The following is an 18,441-nucleotide window of genomic DNA, read 5'->3' as shown; positions in this document are numbered from 1 at the left end:
GGAGTTTGTATGACGCGTGAGCTGCCCTTCGATGATGATGCGGACGCGGGCGATCATGCGGACGATGCCGCATATCGCGTCGCGACCGGTGTCGCGCGGGTGGCTCGGGCCGGTGCGTACGTCACCGGCGGCGCGCTGATCGCCTCCAACGGGTCGCCGGCGCCGGAGAACGAATCGCACAACAGCCACATCACCGGCTGGTCCACGGCCGATCCGCACTCCGATGTGCCGAGTCCGGTGGTGACCTATCCGGATCCGTCGCCGGACTCCGTCCCGCCGGATCTCGGCACCTCCGCGCCACACGCCCCGGCCGCACCGGCACCGGGACTCGCGTTGCCGGAACACCACGGCACCGATGCCTATCCGGGCATGCAATTGCCCTTCGCCGAGGGTGTCCAGCCCGCGCCCGGTATCGGTGGCCTGCCCACATCGCCCGGCGGCGGGTCGACCGCACCGCCCTTCTCGATCCCCGGTTCCCCCTCGCATTCGGGCAACGGCGGTTTCAGCAGTCCGGGATTTGGTGGGGGACAAGGCTTTACGATTCCCGGTGCGCACCATGCCAGTGCTCCGGCCGGTTTCGGCCTGCCCGGTGCGCCGGAATCGGAGACCTCCGGAGGCTTCGGTCTGCCCGGCCGGTCTCACGCCTCGGGGGCATTCGGGCTGCCCGGTGACGAGGACGCGGCGGACCAGCGGCAGGCCGATGTCGACACGGCCGGCGCCGATACCCATCCCACCGCACCACTGCCCGGGCACGGACTGGGCCTGCCCGGCACCAACGGCCTTCACCTGCCCGGGATGAACGGATTCGCTCCCGGCGGGTTCGGCGGTCCGTCGGATCCACATCCCGGCGCCTTCGACGGAGTCGGTGACGGCGGCCATCCCGGCATCTTCCTCGGCACCGAGATGACGGTCGATGCGCACGTCGGATTCGACGGAATCTGGGTGACGACCGAGACCAAGGTCGATTTCGCCGTCGGCGACGTTGGGCACCAGCTCGACAACTACGGGCAGTGGCTCGGCAGCGGCACCCACCAGATCCCCGGCGGGGCAAGCGAATCGGGCGCCTCCGGCTGGACCGGCAACTTCGGGGGCCCGACGTCGAGTGCCCATGCCTCCGACGGTGTCGGCCCGGGCGCGGCGTCGCCCGGGGTGGCTACGGCCGCGGCGACGCATGCCGGAGTCGCGAACGGCCCCGCGGGCGCGGCGGTGAACGGACCCGCCGGCACCGCCGCGAACGGCCCTGGCGCCGCAGTGCCGGGTTCGCCGGCGTTCGCGCCGCAATCCGGGTCGATCGCGACCTCGGCCGCTCCCGGCTCGACGCCGTACGCCACCGCGCAGGCGTCCGCGCCGGTGACGAATGTCGCGGCACCGCAACCGGTTTCGACGGCGCCGGTCGTTGCCGCTCCGGCGCCGGCCGCACCCGCTCCGGCGCCCGCGCTCGTCCAACCGGTCTCGGCGACGCCGCTGCAGACCACGATTCAGCCCGAGGCGGCGACCCACCCGATCGCGAACGTGATCACCACGCATGCGGGACCGTCCCCGCTGACCGCGCCCGCGATGGCCGTTCCGGCGCTGTTCGACGATCGGCCCCGCCACGCCGGCACCGATACCGGACTGCCGGGCGGTGCCGACGATCCCTCGGAATCGGGCGCCGGGCGGACCACCACCCACGCGCCGACCACCACGACGCACGGCACCACCACGACCCACGGCGCCGATGCGACGAAGACGCCGAGCACGTCGCACGCGCCGGGGACCACGCCCGGCGGTGAGCACACCACCCGTCCGGGTACCTCGCCCGGACGGGATTCGGCCGATCACGATTCCACCGACCGGCCCACACCGACCGTGACGGTGCCCCGCGACACCGATTCCGCCCATCCCACCCGCACCCCGGGCACGACGCCGTCGGATACCGGCAGCGACTCCGGGCCGTCGAGCTCCGCCGGCGCGGATGCCTCGACGCCGGGTCACACCGCGACGCATGCGCCGGGTACATCGTCGGGCGCGGACACCTCCGCCACCGGTAACGCCGATGATCCGGCCGCGCCGACACACGGTGCCCAGGTGCCGACTCACGACCAGGATTCCGCACCGACGCAGCAGGTCCCGACGCAGCAGGTCCCGACCCAGCAGGTCCCGACCCAGCATGCGACGCCGCCGAGTCACGACCAGACCGTTCCGACACAAGCACCGACCGTGCCGACCGCGCAGCACACCGCACCCGTGGAGCCGCCGACCGTGATCAAACCGCCGACCACCATCGATCCCGCGCCGAATGCGCACGTTCCGGTGAAACCCGTTGCGGCCGTGAACGATTCGTACGACACCTCGCTGTGGACCGATCCCGGCCACGGGCTGACGAGCGTGTCCGCAGCCGGACTGTCCGGCGGTCTGCACGAAACCACCTTTGCCGAGACGCACCACCCGGTGGACCATCCTGTCGTCGATTTCCACGTGCTTCCGCTGTGACGGCGGTGGAGTCGCCGGGTGCCAAACACCCCGACGAGATGGCGCCGCTGCTCGCGCAGCTCGACGAACTGCTCGACCTGACCCGCGCCGCGGGCCGGGCCGATCTCACCGCGCGGCTGGGAATGTCGCGGGCTCGGGTGGCCGATCCGCGCGTGCGGCTGGTGGTCGTCGGCGAACCCAAGAACGGGATGAGCACGCTGGTCAACGGCCTGGTGGGCAGCGCGGTGAGCGCGACCGGCAGTCCGGTCAGCGTTCCGGTGATCGCGGAGTACGGGCCGGAGGCGACCGCCACGCTGGTGCGCTCGCTGCCCGGTGGTCGCACCGAACGCCAGCCCGTCGACCCGCTGAACCCCGGTCCGGCGCTGAGTGCCGCCGGCGTGATCCGAGCCGAGTTCACCGACCCGAGCCCGCTGCTGGCCGAGGGGTTCGTGGTGATGGACGCGCCCGGCGCACCCGCCGACGCGCCGACGACCTGGTCGCTGATCGCCGCCGCCGACGCGGTGCTCTACGTCAGCGACGCGGCCGCGGAGTACACCCCCGAGCAGATCGCCCTGCTGCAGCGCATCCGGCAGGTGTGCCCGACCGTCGTCTGTGTGCTCAACAAGATCGATCGCTACAGCCACTGGAGCCGGGTGCAGCAGCGCAACCGCGATCTGCTCGACGACGCCGGCCTGGGTTTCGCGGTGGCCCCGATCTCCGCCGACCTGCATCTGCGCGCCGGCGACGATCACCGCCGCGATATCGAATCCGGTGTGCCGCAACTGATCGACCATCTGCGCGGATACGTCCTCGCCCGCGCCGACGCCGTCGCCCGGGAGGCGGCGGTGCGCGACATCCGCACCATCACCGACCATCTGGGGCTGGCCCTGCGCAGTGAGGCCGAAACCCTGCGCGATCCGCAGCGCTACACCGCGATCACCGATCAGTTGCGCGCCGCGCGCGCCGAGGCCGACGATCTGCGCCACCGCAGCGCCAACTGGCAGGTCACCCTCGCCGACGGCTGCTCGGAGCTGATGGCCGATATCGAACACGATCTGCGGCACCGGCTGCGCGTGCTGGTCCGTCACGCCGAATCGGAGATCGCCAAACGCGATCCGGCGCGCAGCTGGGACGAATTCGGCGCCGATCTGGATTCCCGGATCTGCGAGGCGGTCGAGGAGAATTTCGTCGTCGCCCACTATCGCGCGGTCGAACTGGCCGAGCAGGTGACCGCGAAGTTCCCCGCCGACTCGCGCGATGTGCCGCTGCCGGATCTGCGGCTCGAGGATCCGGGCGACGTCCTCGAACCCGTGGCCTCGCTGGAGCCGCTGGACACCGCGAAGGGGAGTTTCACCTCGTCGCTGCTGAACGTGATGCGCGGTTCCTACGGCGGCCTGCTGATGGTCGGGTTGCTCACCAGTTTGCTGAAAATGCCACTGGTGAACTGGTATTCGGGCGCGGCCGCCGCCCTGCTGGGTATCAACGCCCTGTGGGAGGACCGCAAGCTGCGCCGGGAGCGCCGCCAGTCCGAGGCCAAGGTGGCGGTGGCCCGCCTGATGGACGATGTCATCTTCCAGGTCGGCAAGGAATCACGGCACCGGCTGCGGGCCATGCAGCGCATGCTGCGCGACCACTTCACCGATCTGGCCGATCAGACGCTGCGATCGGTGGACGAATCGCTGCGCGCGGCCGAGGAGGCGGCGGCGATCAACTCGCCGGAGAGTCGCGAACGGCGTCTCACCGAAATCGAGCGATCGATGGTCCGGCTGCGGGAGATCCGCGAAAACGCCGATGTGCCCTGATGTTTCCGGGTGGACCGGTGCCGCCGGGACCACCCGTACTCGTCAGCCCGCCGGATGGGCCGGGCGGAATCCTCCCGCGCCGGTGGCCTGCTCCGCCCGGATCACGTGCATGACCGCGTTGATCAAGGCCAGGTGGGTGAACGCCTGCGGGAAATTGCCCAGATGCCGTCCGGTGTAGGGGTCGATTTCCTCGGCGTAGAGCTTGAGCGGACTGGCGTATCCGAGCAGCCGTTCCAGCAGATGCCGCGCCCGGCGCACCTCGCCGATTTCCACCAGCGCCGACACCAGCCAGAACGAGCAGATGGTGAATGTGCCCTCCGCGCCGGACAATCCGTCGTCGGTGGTGTCGGTGCGGTAGCGCAGCACCAGACCGTGCTGGGTCAGATCGGAGGCGATGGCCAGGACCGTCGCGCGCACCCGCGGATCGGTGGGCGGCAGGAAGCGCAGGAGGACGACCAGCAACAGTGAGGCGTCGAGGGTGTCGCCACCGTAGGTCTGGGTGAAGATGCCCTTGTCGTTCACGCCGTGGGTGAGTACATCGGCGCGGATCTCTTCGGCGAGCGCGGCCCACTTCTCGGCGTAGTCGGCCTCGCCGTGCAACTCGGCGAGTTTCGCGCCGCGATCCAGCGCGACCCAGCACATCACCTTGGAAGAGGTGAAATGCTGCGGTTCGCCGCGCACCTCCCAGATTCCGCGGTCGGGTTTGCGCCAGTTCTCGATCGCCGCCTCGACCTGACGCTTCAGCATCGGCCACAACGTCTCGGGCACCTGCTGCCGCGACTTCACGTGCAGGTAGACCGAATCCAGGATGGTGCCCCAGATGTCGTGCTGCTGTTGCTGAAACGCGCCGTTGCCGATGCGGACCGGCTTGGCGCCGTCGTAACCGTGCAGATGCGGAACTTCGGACTCGTCCAGGTCGCGTTCGCCGCCGATGCCGTACATCACCTGAAGCGGTTGCGCCTCACCGTCTTTCGCGGTCGCGACATCGTGCAGGAAGGCGAAGAAGTCGTCGGCTTCCCGGTTGAGGCCCAGTGTGTAGAGACCCCACAGGGCGAAGGTCGAGTCGCGCACCCAGCTGTAGCGGTAGTCCCAGTTGCGTTCGCCGCCAGGCGTTTCCGGAAGTGAGGTGGTCGCGGCCGCCATCAGGGCGCCGCTCGGGGAGTAGATCAGGCCCTTGAGCGTGAGCGCGCTGCGCTGCAGATAGCCGCGCCACGGATGATCCGGGAACTTGCCCAGAGTGATCCACTGCCGCCAGCATTCGGTGGTCTGCCACATCTTCTCCGCCGCCTCGGCGAAGGTGCGCGGGGCCGGCAGCGGTGACCAGGACAGCGCCACGAACAATTCGTCGCCCTCGCGCATGCGGGTGCGGGCGCGGGCCTCGCGCCCCTCCAGCCCCAGCCGCATATCCGTGGTGAGAACCAGTTCGCCGCAGGGCAATTCGTCGTGCGAGCAGGTCGCGGTGGCGGTGGCCCGCTCGTAGACATCGCCGGTGTATTCCCAGTTCACGGCCGCCCGGTGATAGTCGAAGGCCGGTTCGCAGCTCATCTCCAGTTCGACCACGCCGCTGACACATTTCACCGTGCGCAGCAGGATGTGCTCGGCGTCCCAGTCCTCCGGGGTGCGGCGGTAGGTCCGGCTGCGCCGGTCGTTGTTGTGCCAGGGACCCAGGACCAGCGCGTCGCGGACGATGATCCAGCCGGTGTCGGTCTGCCAGGTCGTCTCCACGATCATGCCGCCGGGCAGGTAGCGCCGCGCCGCGGGCACGTTCACGCCGTAGGGGCCGAGCCGGAAGTGGCCGGCGCTGCGGTCCAGCATGGCGCCGAACACACTGGGCGAATCCGGGCGCGGCAGGCACATCCACTCGACCGCGCCGTTGCGCGCGATGAGGCAGCAGGTCTCGCAATCGGAGAGGAAGGCGTAGTCGTCGATCGGCGGATACGACGACTTGTGCACCACACCCGCCGAGATGGGCAGGTAGTTCGCCCCTATCTCGGCATCGGAGATATCGGCCAGGGCATCGCGCGGCGGGGACATGTCGTCGAGCGTCTCGATGAGAGGTTGTTCGGTGATCGGTTCGTCGTAGGACGCCATACAGCCATCATGGTGGATTCCGATCCCGTTCGCCGGGACTGCCGACACCTCGCGACGGCCGGTCGGCATGCCCCGCGGCCGCCGCACCCGTGACCTACTAGGCTGGAGGTTGTGCATCATGTCGCGGGCTGGTGGGACGGCTTCGAGTTGTGGGTGGCCGGATTACCGTTCATCCCCCAGTTCGCTGTGGTTCTGGTCGGGGCGGTGCCGGTCAGTTTCCTGATCGCCTACCTGCTCGATCGTGGATTGCGGATCGCGCTGCGGCTGCTCGGCCGGGACCGCTCGGCCGTCGCCGAGACCGACCTCGTGCCCGGCGACGCGGCCTCCGAGATCGCGTCCGATACGGCGGCCGTGGCACCGCCCGAGCCGGTCCTGGCCGGGGCGTCGATGCACACTCCGGGGCCGATGCCGAAGGAAGCGATCTGATGCCACGCTCACGCGTCCAGTTGGCGCTGATCGCGCTGCTCGTGCTGATCGTCGTCGCCTGGTTGCTGACGCGATAATCCCCCGGTGTCGGAGGTTGCAGGTACTGTGCAGCCCATGCCAACCGATGAGGAATTCGTCGACCTCGAGCAGCTTCTGGAGATCGAGGACGGCCCCCGACTGATCGCGACCCACTACACCACCGCCGACGAGGCGATCGAGATGGTGCGCGCCGCGCAACTGCTCGGTCTGGGCGTGCGGCTGCAGAACCGGCTGCGCGCCGACGAGCCCGACGAGGACGGTGAGGACACCGCCGTCGAGGAGTGGGTGCTCGACCTCTACGAAAGCCCGCCCGAGTCCGCCGACGAGGAGTAGACCGGCCACCGATCGGCTGGTGCCGGAATCGTACGCACCGGGGTCCGCGCGGCTGTGGTCTTGACCACGGTTCGCCCGGACCCCGGTGGTCGTTCCGGTGTCGGCGCGGTGGCGATCGAGAATCCGAAATATGAATACTCCCCGCCGGTCATCGGCGGTTTTCGCGGACTCGCCGGGCCCGGGCGATTTCCCCTTCGACCGATTCGCGCGGTTCCGGGCGCTCTGTTAGAGTCTGCCCGTGTCATCGAGCGTTGTTCCGCAGGTCCGCCATGAATTGGCGTTGATCGCGGTCGGCTGTCTCGTCGTCGCGGACATTCACTGTCGTCGATAGCTGATCGGACACGCTGCGCCTTCTCCATCGGACCGGCGCACATCTTTTTCCGCAGCGTCTCCGCATCCCGCGGCTCTGCCGCACGCGCCACTGCCCGGTATCCACCGGGGCAGGTCTACCGCTCAATCACAGTTACATCCGCTCCGGCAGCAGTGTGCGCCGGTGGCGGGCGGCAGGAAAGGTCGCTTCCATGTCTCGCAGATCGTCCAGCAGATCCTGGTTCTCGGTGCGCCGAGGGCGCATCGCCGTCGCGCTCACCGCGCTGGTGGCCGTGGGACTGACCGCCGCCTGCAGTGGTGGTTCGAGCGACACCGCGGGTGGCAACGCCAACAGCGGTGGCGGGCAGCTGACGCTGTTCGCCTACTCGGTCGCCAAGCCGGGCTACGACAAGGTGATCACCGAATTCAACAAGACCGAGGCGGGCAAGGGCGCGCAGATTCAGCAGTCCTACGGCGCCTCCGGTGACCAGTCCCGCAAGGTGAAGGACGGGGCGCAGGCCGACGTCGTCAGCTTCTCGGTCGAGCCCGACATCACCCGGCTGGTGGATGCCGGACTGGTCGACTCGAACTGGAATGCCGACGCCAACAAGGGTGTGCCGTTCGGTTCGGTCGTCGTGATCGCGGTCCGCAAGGGCAACCCCAAGGGCATTCACGACTGGAACGACCTGCTCAAGCCGGGCGTCGAGGTGGTGACGCCGAACCCGTTCAGCTCCGGGTCGGCCAAGTGGAACCTGCTGGCGCCCTACGCCGCCGAAAGCGACGGCGGCAAGAACACGCAGGCGGGCCTGGACTATCTGGGCAAGCTGATCTCCAAGGACCACATCAAGGTGCAACCGAAGTCCGGCCGGGAAGCGACCGAAACCTTCCTGCAGGGAACCGGTGACGTCCTGCTCAGCTACGAGAACGAGGCGATCTTCTCCGAGCGCAGCGGGGACCCGATCGACCACGTCCTCCCGCCGACCACCTTCAAGATCGAGAACCCGGTGGCCGTGACGAAGAACGCCAAGAACCCCACCACGGCCGTGGCGTTCAAGGACTTCCTGTACTCGCAGGCCGGTCAGAAGGCCTGGGCGGAGGCCGGTTTCCGTCCCGTCGATCCGCAGGTCGCCGCGAAGTACAGCAAGGATTTCCCGGCGCCGCAGAAGCTGTGGACGATCGCCGATCTGGGTGGCTGGAAGCAGGTCGACAAGGATCTGTTCACCCCCAACACCGGCAGCGTCGCGGTGCTCTACGACAAAGCCACCAAGTAAGCCGGTGGCCCGGAGCGCACGGAATACTGGATAACTGTGACTGACAGCAGTACGAAAGCCGATATCGGCAGTAGTACCGACGCCGGGACCCCTGGTCCCGGCGTTTCCGGGCAGCAGCAGAAGGAGTCGGCCGGTCCGGCCTGGCGGTCGCGCCTCACCGGAGCGGCCGGCTCGCTCGGCCTGGCGATCACGGTGCTCTGGCTGAGCATCATCGTCTTGCTGCCGCTGGCCGCACTGACGGTCCATTCCTTCGACGACGGGTGGTCCGGCTTCTGGGATGCGGTCACCGCGCCCGCGGCACTGGACGCGTTGCGGGTGACGGTCCTCGTGTCGGTGGCCGTCGCCGTGATCAACGTCGTCATGGGCACCGTGGTCGCGTGGGTGCTGGTGCGCGACGATTTCCCCGGCAAGAGCTTCGTCAACGCCCTGATCGATCTGCCCTTCGCACTTCCGACGATCGTGGCGAGCATCGTCCTGTTGTCGCTGTACGGGCCGCAGAGCCCGGTCGGTATCCACCTCAACGCCACCCAGCCGGGACTGGTGGTGGCGCTGGCCTTCGTGACGCTGCCGTTCGTCGTGCGCTCGGTGCAGCCGGTGCTCATCGAAGCGGATAAGGAGGTCGAGCAGGCCGCGGCCTCGCTCGGTGCGAACAATCCGACCATCTTCCGGCGCGTGGTACTGCCGTCGCTCGCGCCGGCCATCATCTCCGGCGGCGGCCTCGCCTTCGCGCGCGCCATCGGCGAATACGGGTCGGTGGTCCTGATCGGCGGCAATATTCCGCGCCGCACGCAGGTGGCGTCGCAGTACATCCAGCAGCAGATCGAGGTGGACCGTCCGGTGAACGCGGCGGCGGTTTCGGTTGCGCTGCTGGCGATTTCCTTCGCCACCCTGCTGATCCTGCGCATCTTCTCCGAACGCACCGCCCGCAAGGAACAGGCCAGCCGATGAAACTGTCCGCCCCGTCCCGGATTTCGCTGCGCGTGATCGCGCTCGCGTATCTGATCGTGTTGCTGGTGGCTCCGCTGGTGATCATTCTCTGGCGCAGCTTCGAGCACGGGATCGGCGCATTCCTCGATTCGATCACCACACCCGCCGCGATCTCGGCGTTCAATCTCTCGCTGTTGATCGTCGCGATCGTGGTGCCGCTCAATGTGGTCTTCGGAGTCATCACGGCCATCGCCCTGGTGCGCGGAAACTTCCGGGGGCGCACCCTGATTCAGGGTGTGGTGGATCTGCCGTTCGCGGTCTCGCCGGTGGTGGTCGGCGTATCGCTGATCATGCTGTGGGGTGTCGGCGGCTGGTTCGGCGGTCTCGACAGCGTCGGCTTCCGGGTGATCTTCGGCCTGCCGGGCATGGTGATCGCCACCCTCTTCGTCACGCTGCCCTTCGTGGTCAGCGAGGTCGTCCCGGTCCTGCACGAGATCGGAGACGATCAGGAGCAGGCCGCGGCGACCCTGGGCGCCGGCCGCTGGCAGACCTTCTGGCGCATCACCCTGCCGGCCATCCGGTGGGGCCTCACCTACGGCATCGTGCTCACCGTCGCTCGCGCCCTCGGCGAATTCGGCGCCGTGATCATGGTGTCGTCCGGACTGCCCGGAATCTCCCAAACCCTGACGCTGCTGGTGCACGGTCGTTACATCAACGACCACAACACCTTCGGCGCCTACTGCGCGGCGACCCTGCTCATGGCCATGGCGCTCGTCACCCTGGTCCTGATGACCCTTCTCGAACGCAAGCGTGGCACTGCCAAATGATTACGTTGCCGGAGGCAAGCACATGATTACCGTCACCGACGCGAACAAGCGTTATGGTTCGTTCGCCGCCCTCGACAACGTCAGCCTCGACATCCCCTCGGGTGAGCTGACCGCACTGCTGGGGCCCTCCGGTTCCGGGAAATCGACGCTGCTGCGGTCGATCGCCGGCTTGGAATCCTTGGATTCGGGCATCGTGACCATCGCCGACCGCGACGTCACCCGGGTCTCGCCGCAGAAGCGCGATATCGGCTTCGTCTTCCAGCACTACGCGGCGTTCAAACATATGACCGTGCGCGACAACGTCGCGTTCGGGCTGAAGATCCGCAAGCGGCCGAAGAACGAAATCCGCAAGCGCGTGGACGAACTGCTCGGCATCGTGGGCCTCGACGGCTTCCAGCATCGTTATCCGGCGCAGCTGTCGGGTGGTCAGCGTCAGCGGATGGCTCTGGCCCGCGCGCTGGCCGTCGACCCGCAGGTGCTGTTGCTCGACGAGCCGTTCGGCGCGCTCGACGCCAAGGTCCGACACGACCTGCGCACGTGGCTGCGTCGCCTGCACGAGGAAGTGCACGTGACCACCGTGCTGGTCACCCACGATCAGGAGGAGGCGCTCGACGTCGCCGACCGGATCGCGGTGATGAACGCCGGTCGCATCGAACAGGTCGGAACGCCCGAAGACGTGTACGACCGTCCCGCCAACGAATTCGTCATGTCCTTCCTCGGTGCGGTGGCCAAGTTGAACGGACATCTCGTGCGCCCGCACGATATTCGCATCGGACGCGATCCCGGTATGGCCCTGGCCGAACACGAGGGCACCGCGGAATCGGCGGGAGTCACCCGCGCGACCGTCGAGCGCGTCGTCCGCCTGGGATTCGAGGTTCGCCTCGAATTGCGCAACGCGGCCACCGGCGATCTGTTCACCGCGCAGGTCACTCGCGGTGATGCGGAGGCGTTGCGGTTGGCGGAGGGCGAGACCGTCTTCGCCCGCGCCACCCGCATCCCGGAACTGCCGGCGGCCTGATCTCGCCCGCCGGCACTCCCGGCTCGCTGTCGAGTGGGCCCGCCTTCCGTATTCGTGTGGCACTGGGGGAGTGAGCGTTTCGCCCGATGGCCCACGGCTGCCGGAGCGCCGGCACATCCGGCTCGCCGTCGAGCGGAGCGCCCTCCCCGGTCGCCGATGCGCATCCCGCGTCCGTGGCGCGCTGCGGGAGTGAGTGTTTCGCGGATGCGCCACCGGTTGCCGGATCGCCGGTATACGGTGTCCGAGGATATTCGCACGATTGCTGGCAAATCCGTACCGGTCGGTCGGTGTCGCGAATTGTCCACTGCGCGTATGAATTGCCTGATTTGTTACCGCAGGTGAAGGCGTATATTTGCGGTATCGGCGGCGTCATCGCGAAGTGCGGCGGTTGAGCGGACAACCGATTGTCCGGTGCTTGGCAAGTTCTCAGCACAGTGATTGCCTGATGCCTGCTCGGGACATGTCAGCGGACGTACGCTCGTCGATCGAGGGGAATTGTGATGACGGTTGGGCTCGGAGTGAGTATCGGCACGGTCAACACGGTGTGCGCCATCGATACTGCTGAGAGCGGGAAGAACGCCCGGGGCCGCAGGCGTGGCGCGGCCGGCGGATCCGGTGGGCGCACACGGGCTTCCGGTCCGAGATCCGCGCTGTCGCAACAGCGCACGGCGCCGGGAACCTGGCGTACGACACTCACTTTCGACAGCAGCGGCACCGCGCGGGTCGGCCGGATTCCGCGGCACGGCCGTGCCGTGACCGATTTCGCCGATCTGACCGAGCCTGGACGGACCGCGCGCGTGCGTCATCGTTCGCTGTCCGCGGCCGATCTGGTGGCGACCGTCGCGCGCACCGTGGTCGCGGACGTATCCGCCCACGTGGTGGCCACCGCCGATACTCGTAATCCGGAAACCGCTGTCGCCGTGACTCATCCGGTGAGCTACGACGAAGAGCGGGTGCTCGAACTGCGCGAGGCCCTCGATGCGATCGGGCTGTCCCATGCCGCCCTGGTGGCCGAACCGGTGGCGGCCGCGGCGTGGCTGTCGGTGGCGCACGGTCCGCTGCTGCCGGGCTTGGCGCTGGTCTACGACCTCGGCGGATCGGGGTTGACCGTGACCTTGGTGCGCGTCGGCGCCGGTACTCCCGACCAGCCGGTGATCGGGGAACCGTTGCGCTCCACGGCCTTCGGTGGCCGCGCCTTCGGCGCGAAGATGGCCGCCCAGGACAACTGGCGCGCCGGTGAATCGTCGGTGGCCGACTCGGCGATCACGGCACTGCGCACCGCGCACATCCGCGAGTCGCTCGATGTGGTGTACGAATGCCTCGGACGGGCCCGCGTGACGATGGCCGATGTCGACTGTGTGCTGGTCGTCGGCGGCGCCGCCCGCCCGCCCGAAGTCGCCGCTGTCCTGGCAGCGGCGCTGGCGCGGCCGGTGATCGTCGCCCCGGATCCGGAGCGCACGATCGCCGAGGGCGCCGCCATTTTCGCGCGCCGTGCCGCGGAATCGGTCCGGGAGAGCGAGGTCGCCGAGGCGCCGGAGCGGCCCGAGCCGCCGCGCATGCTGCGTCGCCGGCTGACCCGGGTCGCGGTCACCGTCGCGGTCGCGGCGGGTGGTGCGCTGTTCGCGGCGACGGCTGTGGTGGGGGACGAAGCGGGAGCGCAATCCATGAGCGCCGGGATCGTGCACGTGCAGCACTGACGGCGTGCCGCGCAGGGGAAGCCGACTCCGCGACTGCACCCGGCCGCAGCGGGTGCAGTCGCGGGGCGCGTTATATGCCCGGCCGCGATGTCGCGCTGTCCGGATCGCGGTAGTTGTTGAGCACCACCGCAAGACATCCGAGGGCGGTGACCGCACCGGCCGCGAACATCGCGGGATAGCCGATGTTCAGCGCGTTGTGCAGCAGCGACAGCAGCGCCGGCGAACCGAATCCGAGGTAGCTCACCGAATAGAACACCGCGGTCAGCCCCGCCAGATCGTCGGGCCGGGCGATCCGCTCGATTTCCTGCAGTCCGGCCACCATTCCGATGCCGAACCCGAAGCCGAGCACGGCGGCGGTCGCGACGACGGCCCACAGCTGCAGCGATGCCGCCGCGTACACGGAGGCGGCCATGCCGGCCGTGGTGAGGATCAGCGAGAGCGCCGCGATCCGCGCGGTACCCGGCAGATCGATCCGCCGGGCCACCGACTGGATGGCGAAACCGCATCCGAGCGTGATCACGGTGATCAGCGCGGAGAAGGCGATCGGCGTTGCGGCGACGCGGTCGGCGGCCAGCGTCGGCAAGATCGCGTAGGCGGTCGCGGCGGAGGTGAACAGCCACAGCGCCAGCGGCAGTGCGATGCCGCGGAAGCGCCGATGGCCGGCCGCCGGAATCCGCAGATCGTCGCGCAGCGGCTTGCGAACCGGTTGCGGCGCCACGGTTTCCGGTGCGCGCAGCACCCAGACGGCCGCGATCAGGCACAGCGCCACATTGAGGAGATAGGCCAGGGTCGCCGGCCACGGCGCCCACTGTGCCAGCACTCCGGCCACGCCGGCTCCGATGGCGAAACCACCGGTGAGGCTCATCGCCGAGCGCCGAGCGCCGGTGCCGGGAGCCGACGCGGGCCCGAACGGCGGCTGCGACAGCTCCTTCAACCAACTGCTGCCCACGGCCATCGCCAGCCCGAGACCGACCCCGCACAGCACTCGCCCGATCGACAACATCGGCACCACGCCGGAACCGAAGGCCAGCAGTGTCGATCCGAGCGCGGTGATGAGCGGTGCGGGCCGCATCAGCCGCTGCCTGCCGTAGCGATCCGACAGCGGTCCGCCGATCAGCAGCGCCGGCACGATGCCCAGGACGTACTCGAACAGCAGCAGATTCACCGTGGTGACCGGCAGGCCGTCGTTCTTGTACATCACCAGAAGCGGGGTGAATTCGTTTCCGCCCCAGGCGATCGCGAAGACCGCCGCGGCCACGCCCCACCAGATGCGAGGGGCGGTGCCGACTCGGGCCGGGCGGATGTCGACGGCGGTCGGCGCGGTCATCACAGTCCTCTCAGTTCGAGCTGATGCACACCCGAAAGGTGTTCGGCCAGTGCGGTATCGAAGCGCGCCGTATCGCCGGCGGCGATCAGATCGGTCAGTTGCGCATGCTGTTCCACGATTCGGGCGGTATTCATCGGCGCGCGGTGCAGGGCGACGCTGTTCATCCGCCGCTGTCTTTCGCGCAGCGAGTCGTAGAACCCGGTGAGCAGCGGGTTGCCGGCGGCGACCACATAGCCGCGATGGAAGTCGGTGTCCTCGGTGGCGAAGCGGGACAGCGCGCGGCCATCGGACGCGGCCAGGTTCGCGAGGAGTTCGCGCTGGCGGGTCAGCGATTCGCGCAGGGTGTCGATCAGTGCCGGGCGGTCGCCGGCGGTGAGGGCGCGCACCGCCGCGGTCTCCACGACATAGCGGGCATGTGCGACGTGTTCGGCCTCGTGCGAGGGAATCGGAACCACCAGCGCGCCGCGTTTGGGGTACAGCCGCATCCAGCCCTCGGTCTCCAACCGCAGGAATGCCTCCCGGACCGGAGTGCGCGAGGTGCCCAGATCGGTCGCGATCTCGCCCTCGCTGATCAGCTCTCCGCCGGGCAGTGCCCCGGTCAGGATGCGCTCCTTGATCTCCCGATAGGCGCGCTCGGCCGCTGAATACGTCTTAGACACAAGTTGTAGCTTAGCGGGAACATGGGATGAATTGCCATGTGGGTGCCGACACGTCCGGCCCGCTTCGCGAGCGAGTGGTGACGACCTCGCGTCCGATGTGACGCCCCGCACAGTACTTCCCGGTAATGCGGTTTCGGTTGGCTGCGAGCTGGGAATTCGCCGGTCTATCGGCGGGGGTGCGCGATCGAGTCCGGCGCGGCAGGTCGTTGGTGTTGACCTCCGCCGCTGTAGGTGTAACTATGGGAAACAGTTACCCATGCGAGATGGAGAGGCTGTGACGAGGATGTCCGTTGCCGCGACGCCGGAAGTAGACCCTGTGGTCGCCGAGGCCATGGAATACGCCCAGAAGCTGCTCCTGCTGTCCGAGGGTTCGGTCAACAAGCACTTCGATCCGTTCACCGACATCGACTGGGACAACCCCGACTTCGCCGCGACCGCCGGTGAGAAGCGGTGGATCCTTCCGGAATCCGCCGACCCGCTGGGGCGTCACCCCTGGTACAAGGCGCTGCCGGACGAGCAGAAGATCGCCCTCGGCAAGTACCGCCAGGCCAATGTCGCCAAGGTCGGCCTGCAGTTCGAGTCGATCCTGATCAGCGGCATGGTCACGCACAACTTCAGCCTGCCCAACGGCTCGCCCGAATTCCGGTACTGCTCCCACGAGATGATCGAGGAGCACAACCACACCCTGATGTTCCAGGAGATGGTCAACCGGATCGGTATCGACGTGCCGGGGATGGGCCCGCTGGTCCGTAAGCTCCGCTACTTCGCCGCGCCGGTCGCCGCCCGGTTCCCGAATCTGTTCTTCATGGCGGTGCTCGCCGGTGAGGAGCCGATCGACCACATTCAGAAGCAGATCCTGCGCTCCGGCGAGGAAGTGCATCCGATCATGCGCGGAGTCATGGCGATTCACGTCGCCGAGGAGGCACGCCACATCTCCTTCGCGCACGAATTCCTGAAGAAGCATGTGCCGGAGTCGAACCCGGCCGCGAAGTTCGTGCTCTCGCTGGCCATGCCGATCGTGATGTGGATCCTCGGCCGGTCCATCGCGACCCCGCCGAAGTCCTTCTTCAAGGAGTTCGACATCCCGGAGGACGTGCGCAAGGAACTGTTCTACGGCTCCGCCGAGGCGCAGCAGACCTTCGCCGACTACTTCATCGACGTGCGTGCTCTGGCCAAGGAGCTGGGGCTGATGAATCCGATTTCGAAGAACGTCTGGAAGCTGCTGAAGATCGACGGTCCGGCCAGCCGGTACCGCTCGGAGCCGCAGCGGGCCAAGACCAAAGCCGCCTGAAGGGTAGCCATACAGTGCCGTATGTAGTCACCCAGTCGTGCTGCAGCGACGCCTCCTGCGTCTACGCGTGCCCGGTCAACTGCATCCATCCCACGCCCGACGAACCGGATTTTCTCACGGCGGAGATGTTGTACGTCGACCCCGCGGCATGCGTGGACTGCGGCGCCTGTGCCACGGCCTGCCCGGTGGACGCCATCACCTCCTCGAAGAAGCTCACCGCGGAGCAGAAGCCGTTCATCGAGATCAACGCCGATTTCTATCGCCAGGCGCGCCCGCGTCCGCTGCTGGCCAAGCCGGTGCCCGCCGCCGAGGTCGACGCCGGTCGCGGTCCGATGCGCGTCGCGATCGTGGGTTCGGGCCCCTCGGCGATGTATGCCGCCGACGAGCTGCTCACCCAGCCCGAGGTGACGGTGACGGTCTTCGACCGGTTGCCGGTGCCCTACGGCCTGGCCCGCCACGGTGTCGCACCCGACCACACCCGGACCCGCCAGGTGAGCCGGTTGTTCGATGTGATCTCCGCGCAGCCCGGTTTCGGTTCATACCTGAATGTGGCCGTGGGTGAGGACATCTCGCATCCGGAACTGCTGGACCACTTCGATGCGGTGATCTATGCCGTGGGCGCCTCGTCCGACCGCAAGCTCGGTATTCCCGGCGAGGGTCTGCCCGGCAGCCTGTCCGCGACCGAGTTCGTGGCGTGGTACAACGGCCATCCCGACTATGCGCAGCGCAGTTTCGATCTGTCGCAGCGGCGCGCGGTGATCGTCGGCAACGGCAACGTCGCGCTCGACGTGGCCCGGATCCTCACCATGGACCCCGAACTGCTCGATGCCACCGAGGTGTCGCCGACGGCGCTGACGGCACTGCGGCACAGCAAGATCGAGGAAGTGGTGATCGTGGGCCGTCGTGGTCCCGCCGAATCCGCCTTCACCGTGCCCGAATTCGTGGGCCTGCTCGGATCCGATCTCGACATCGTCGTGGAAGGTGATGTGCCGGAACCGACTCCGGATATGCCGCAGAAGGTCGAGCAGAAGCTGAAGCTGCTGCGCAGTGTGGCCGACCGCCCGGTGGGCGCGCGCAAGCGCATCGTCTTCCGCTATCTGTCCTCGCCGGTGGCGCTGGTCGGCACCGACCGGGTGACCGGAATCGAGCTGGTGCGCAACGAACTCGTCACCGACGAGGCCGGCGTCACCCGGGCGGTCGCGACGGACGAGACCGAAACGCTGGATGCCGCGCTGGTTCTGGCTTCGGTGGGGTACCGGGGCGTGGCCGTGCCGGGGGTGCCGTTCGACGAGCGCGCCGGTGTCATCCCGAACGCCGACGGCCGGGTGCTCGAATCGGCGGGCGGCGCGGTGGTCCCGGGAACCTATGTGACCGGCTGGATCAAGCGCGGTCCGACGGGCTTCATCGGCACCAACAAATCCTGCGCGCAGCAGACGGTGCGGCAACTGGTCGACGACTTCAACGCCGGGCGGCTGCGCCGGCCCACCGCCGACGCCACCGATTTCGATCGGCTGGTCCAGCGCCGCCGCCCCGATGCGGTGCGTGGCGGTGCCACGGCCCAGCCGTGGTGGAAGCGCAAGTTGCTCGCTCGCGCCTGAATCGGACATCTCGACCGACTGCCCCGATCCGCCCGGATCGGGGCAGTTGTCGTTTCGGCAACCGTTCAGCCATTCGGCACGGCCGCACGGAATTCGGCCTCGTGATTGTCATTGCCGCAATTCCATAGAAAACCGGTCGGTATTTAGTCTGCTCAACTGTGAAATGGCCAGTTTTTCCAGCTATTCTCGCGCGGTGGGTGATTCAGCCCTTCCGATCGCGTCGTAGACCGCTGCCTATCAGGTCTTTTGCTCGATCCAGCGGTAAGTGCGAAAGCTTTTCCGCCCATTCGGTTTCCGTGAACGAGACCGACCAGCTAACCTGTGTTCGCTATTTGGTAAACGACCGCGACCACATGGTTGAACCACCTGGGGCCG

The 18,441-nt window shown here is 68.1% G+C and carries 15 protein-coding genes; 12 read left to right on the top strand and 3 right to left on the bottom strand.

Annotated elements, in window-relative coordinates:
* Nucleotides 1-9 precede the first annotated feature (9 nt).
* Entirely contained in the window at nt 10-2,472 is a 2,463-nt protein-coding gene (locus NA3_RS06990; RefSeq protein WP_062962679.1) for a hypothetical protein, read from the top strand.
* Nucleotides 2,469-4,253: a P-loop NTPase family protein gene (locus tag NA3_RS06985; protein WP_227994977.1), complete on the top strand. Its 1,785-nt coding sequence runs from the start codon at nt 2,469-2,471 to the stop codon at nt 4,251-4,253. Before NA3_RS06990 ends, NA3_RS06985 begins: the two co-directional genes overlap by 4 nt.
* 42 nt (nt 4,254-4,295) lie before the next feature.
* Here the strand turns inward: NA3_RS06985 and NA3_RS06980 are convergent, their stop codons facing one another.
* Nucleotides 4,296-6,344: a glycoside hydrolase family 15 protein gene (locus tag NA3_RS06980; RefSeq protein WP_062962678.1), complete on the bottom strand. Its 2,049-nt coding sequence runs from the start codon at nt 6,342-6,344 to the stop codon at nt 4,296-4,298.
* A 111-nt stretch (nt 6,345-6,455) separates the two neighbouring features.
* Between NA3_RS06980 and NA3_RS06975 the strand changes: the two genes are divergently transcribed.
* The 8 genes from NA3_RS06975 (at nt 6,456) to NA3_RS06945 (ending at nt 13,191) form a co-directional block, all read left to right on the top strand.
* Nucleotides 6,456-6,770: a hypothetical protein gene (locus tag NA3_RS06975; RefSeq protein WP_062962677.1), complete on the top strand. Its 315-nt coding sequence runs from the start codon at nt 6,456-6,458 to the stop codon at nt 6,768-6,770.
* A 114-nt stretch (nt 6,771-6,884) separates the two neighbouring features.
* Nucleotides 6,885-7,142: a hypothetical protein gene (locus tag NA3_RS06970; RefSeq protein WP_062962676.1), complete on the top strand. Its 258-nt coding sequence runs from the start codon at nt 6,885-6,887 to the stop codon at nt 7,140-7,142.
* Nucleotides 7,143-7,380: 238 nt separating this feature from the next.
* Nucleotides 7,381-7,473, top strand: a complete 93-nt coding sequence (locus NA3_RS39240; RefSeq protein WP_310400397.1) for an Ms4533A family Cys-rich leader peptide — start codon at nt 7,381-7,383, stop codon at nt 7,471-7,473.
* A 190-nt stretch (nt 7,474-7,663) separates the two neighbouring features.
* Nucleotides 7,664-8,722, top strand: a complete 1,059-nt coding sequence (locus NA3_RS06965; protein ID WP_062962675.1) for a sulfate ABC transporter substrate-binding protein — start codon at nt 7,664-7,666, stop codon at nt 8,720-8,722.
* A 180-nt stretch (nt 8,723-8,902) separates the two neighbouring features.
* Nucleotides 8,903-9,670, top strand: a complete 768-nt coding sequence (gene cysT, locus NA3_RS06960; protein WP_062962936.1) for a sulfate ABC transporter permease subunit CysT — start codon at nt 8,903-8,905, stop codon at nt 9,668-9,670.
* Entirely contained in the window at nt 9,667-10,476 is an 810-nt protein-coding gene (gene cysW / locus NA3_RS06955; protein ID WP_062962674.1) for a sulfate ABC transporter permease subunit CysW, read from the top strand. Before cysT ends, cysW begins: the two co-directional genes overlap by 4 nt.
* A gap of 22 nt (nt 10,477-10,498) precedes the next feature.
* Entirely contained in the window at nt 10,499-11,494 is a 996-nt protein-coding gene (locus tag NA3_RS06950) for a sulfate/molybdate ABC transporter ATP-binding protein (protein WP_030512833.1), read from the top strand.
* Nucleotides 11,495-11,994: 500 nt separating this feature from the next.
* A complete protein-coding gene (locus NA3_RS06945; protein WP_128145385.1) occupies nt 11,995-13,191 on the top strand; it encodes an Hsp70 family protein in 1,197 nt (398 codons plus the stop codon).
* Nucleotides 13,192-13,261: 70 nt separating this feature from the next.
* On the opposite strand, the gene NA3_RS06940 is transcribed toward NA3_RS06945, so the two are convergent.
* On the bottom strand, nt 13,262-14,518 hold the full coding sequence (locus NA3_RS06940) for an MFS transporter (protein ID WP_062962673.1): 1,257 nt from the start codon (nt 14,516-14,518) through the stop codon (nt 13,262-13,264).
* Nucleotides 14,518-15,177, bottom strand: a complete 660-nt coding sequence (locus NA3_RS06935) for a GntR family transcriptional regulator (RefSeq protein WP_062962672.1) — start codon at nt 15,175-15,177, stop codon at nt 14,518-14,520. Before NA3_RS06935 ends, NA3_RS06940 begins: the two co-directional genes overlap by 1 nt.
* A 283-nt stretch (nt 15,178-15,460) precedes the next feature.
* On the opposite strand from NA3_RS06935, the gene NA3_RS06930 reads away from it, so the two are divergent.
* Together NA3_RS06930 and NA3_RS06925 are read left to right on the top strand one after the other, a co-directional pair.
* Nucleotides 15,461-16,468, top strand: coding sequence for an AurF N-oxygenase family protein (locus NA3_RS06930; protein WP_128145780.1), 1,008 nt, complete (start codon nt 15,461-15,463; stop codon nt 16,466-16,468).
* A gap of 14 nt (nt 16,469-16,482) precedes the next feature.
* Nucleotides 16,483-18,066, top strand: a complete 1,584-nt coding sequence (locus NA3_RS06925; RefSeq protein WP_062962670.1) for an FAD-dependent oxidoreductase — start codon at nt 16,483-16,485, stop codon at nt 18,064-18,066.
* Nucleotides 18,067-18,441: the final 375 nt, after the last annotated feature.

It is taken from the genome of Nocardia africana NBRC 100379 (assembly GCF_001612635.1).
Lineage (GTDB): Bacteria > Actinomycetota > Actinomycetes > Mycobacteriales > Mycobacteriaceae > Nocardia > Nocardia africana.
The sequence above is the reverse complement of the archived record's forward strand: the minus strand, read 5'-3'. Positions and strand labels throughout refer to the sequence as shown.